1 protein-coding gene and 1 pseudogene (1 of these 2 running past the window's edge) are annotated in these 2,762 nt (G+C 46.8%); both read right to left on the reverse strand.

The window, feature by feature from the left end; translation table 11 throughout:
- Positions 1-1,956 (reverse strand): hypothetical protein (locus CVT49_00795; protein ID PKK84724.1); only part of this gene is annotated, 1,956 nt, incomplete at its 3' end.
- A gap of 743 nt (positions 1,957-2,699) precedes the next feature.
- Positions 2,700-2,762, reverse strand: a pseudogene (locus tag CVT49_00800) (hypothetical protein); it runs 1,974 nt beyond the window's last position.

The following is a 2,762-nucleotide window of genomic DNA, read 5'->3' on the forward strand; positions in this document are numbered from 1 at the left end:
CAGAATATATTTCTGAACATAGCCGACTTCCGGCAGCGCTCCGATCAGGATTTCTCCCGGCGGATTGACAGCATTGGGACATCTGTAATCATACTGTGAAAAACCTGCCCCCGGAACCCACAGATATCTGTCTTCAAGCAGCGTCGTGTCGATAATCAGATGCGGCAGGTCAATATAATCGGCATCCTGAGGATCACCCAGTGGGGCAGCGCCAATGAAATCCTCAATTCTTGTTCCGGCATTTGGATAAGGGGCGCCGCCACGGGAATCATTGATAGCGCCCATCCAGCCGGAGAAACGCATATTGACAACGCCGAAATACTGGGTATAGCTGAGTGGCACATTCTGCCATTCCGGTTCATACACGGTGACATATGACTGGAACGGACTGCGCAACATTGCCCAGGCACTTATGCCGGCATTCAGGCCGTCTAGAACCGAGAGCATGACGTCGCTATCCATAATCAGTTCACCGCCCGGATTATCCTTGACGACAAGAACGATCTTGTGTTTCAAAATATCCCGAAGTGTAACCGAAGGGATACCATATGATTCGCACCTACTTAACAAAGCGACTGGATAGTAATCCTGTGAAGCCTTATATTTTTTATATTCTATTTTGCAGGGAAAATAAAAGTTGACATTCTCCATAGTATTGGAGAAATCAAATGATCCCGGTCCGGCCCAATCTTCTATCATTTGACCAAGAACCTGCTTGACCACTGGCTCAGTCGTAATATCATAATATTGAATTAGCGGAAACACCGGCCAGTTCCAGAAACCGGAAGTACTGGTTTTGTAGCGAGTGGCATCAATAATAATTACCTCCCGCTCGAATTTGGGCTCAATTACGGAAATCCATTTGAAGTCCGGAACGGGGTCGGGCACTCTGGAGTCATCCCTGGCCTGGCACCAGATCAGGAAATAAAACTGTGATGTCGAATCAATTGTCGTATCCCGGTAAACATCATATATATGGGTGTTCTGATCATAAACCCAGATATCATCCGCCAGCGGGTCATATGAAGAATCAACCAGTTTGTTTAGATCGGGATGCGTCTCAAAACTGTCAAGATACAGGTAATCATTCCAGGAGCCGAAGGAATTATTACGCCCCAGAGTATCCACAAGAACCCAGGAAGTATCTATGATAATCGTCGTCTCCGGCGGATTAACCGTATTGTTTATAACCGTATCAGGGTCACCTTCGAGCACGAAGGTATCTCCCTTGATGTAGAAATCACCATAAATATCGACAAAGACCGAATCAATACAGATGTTTTTCAGCTCCACCATCTGCAGAGAATCAAACGGTCCGTAAAACCGCCAGCGGAATTGGAATGGCGGCGGGTTTCGCGGATAATCGATCGGATCTTCTCCGCTCCAGCTGACGGTAACACCTTCCAGAATACCTCCCACGGTCGATGTGTTGACATAAGGGTCATTGACGCCGCGGGAACTGATAGTCGTATTCGGGAAATGGTTGTTCTTGTAAAACAGACGATTGGCCACTTCCGATTTCGCACCAAGATTATCGATGGCCTGAATAAAGACATAGGATGCGACATATTTTCTGACGGGATCGCTGATATCCGCCGACATGGTAATCCGGGCGTTTGTCTGCGGATCGTTTACGCTGACATCAAGGACCACCCATGGAATCAATGTATCCGCGGTCCCGGAAATATAGGCATCGGGATCGGGGCCGACAACGGATTCCTCGACCACGGCATACCGGAACTGGACAATAAAACCATCGACATCGGTGCCGTACCAGTTGACCGTGGTATCCGAGTTAAACCTGGCCTTTTCGACCGGAATATTCACGAACTGAACAACCGGGGGAACATTGCCTCTTTCCGGTCCCTGGATATCATGTTTAAAGAAATCACACCCGCCGATTATAAATAAACCAATCAGCGGCAATGAAATTATTAATGTTTTTAGGTCCCTCATAAAATCCCTCCAAATCTTTAGATCCCAATAATCTTATTGTTGCAACACCGATCCGGGTGTCACACCATGGCCCTTATAAAGGAAACCAAATTCCTGATTGGCGTAATCCACACACAGAAAGAATTAAAGCGATATCGTTCCCCTGGCACCCAAAGTCATGACCATATTGGCGCCTGCTAGAGTGCGGATTTACACACGGATTGGTATACCAAACCAATCTTATTTTATTATTGCCCGAAGGAAAAAGACCTTCGTTGACAAATGCTATTTTTTTGAGGGGTGCCTGAGAACTCCGTTCGAGGCATCAAACACAAAGTTCATGGGCAGTGGGAATTCATCTTTGAAAATATTTCATATCGGGATTGGAATATCAACATTCCGAGATCTTTTCGGAGTCCCGATATTCAGAATCGTAATATGTTCCGATATCGACACTCCACCAGTAACCCTCCCGACTCCCAGTTTCATTACTTATAACAACTCAACGGCTGCAACAAAAGTATGTTGCTCTATCATCAAACGATTCTCGCAGCCGGGAATCATTTCTGATTCCCGGCCGGGTAACTTCATCTATAAATTACTACTCGCCATCCGCGACGCTTCGCAGAAGTCCGAGCTTCTTCTTCTCGTGAAGATCGTTGGTAATATCTCTGAGTTGCTGGATATTCGCTTTGGGAACACCGCCGGCATTAATCTTTCCAGCATGGATGAACGGCTGGACCGCCAGCCAATCCATCATGTTATTAAAGCATGTTTCCGCGGCATCCTGTTCGAAGGGAAGCAGCGAGAAGGAGAAATGGGCCGTC

It is taken from the genome of candidate division Zixibacteria bacterium HGW-Zixibacteria-1 (genome assembly GCA_002838945.1).
GTDB lineage: Bacteria > Zixibacteria > MSB-5A5 > GN15 > PGXB01 > PGXB01.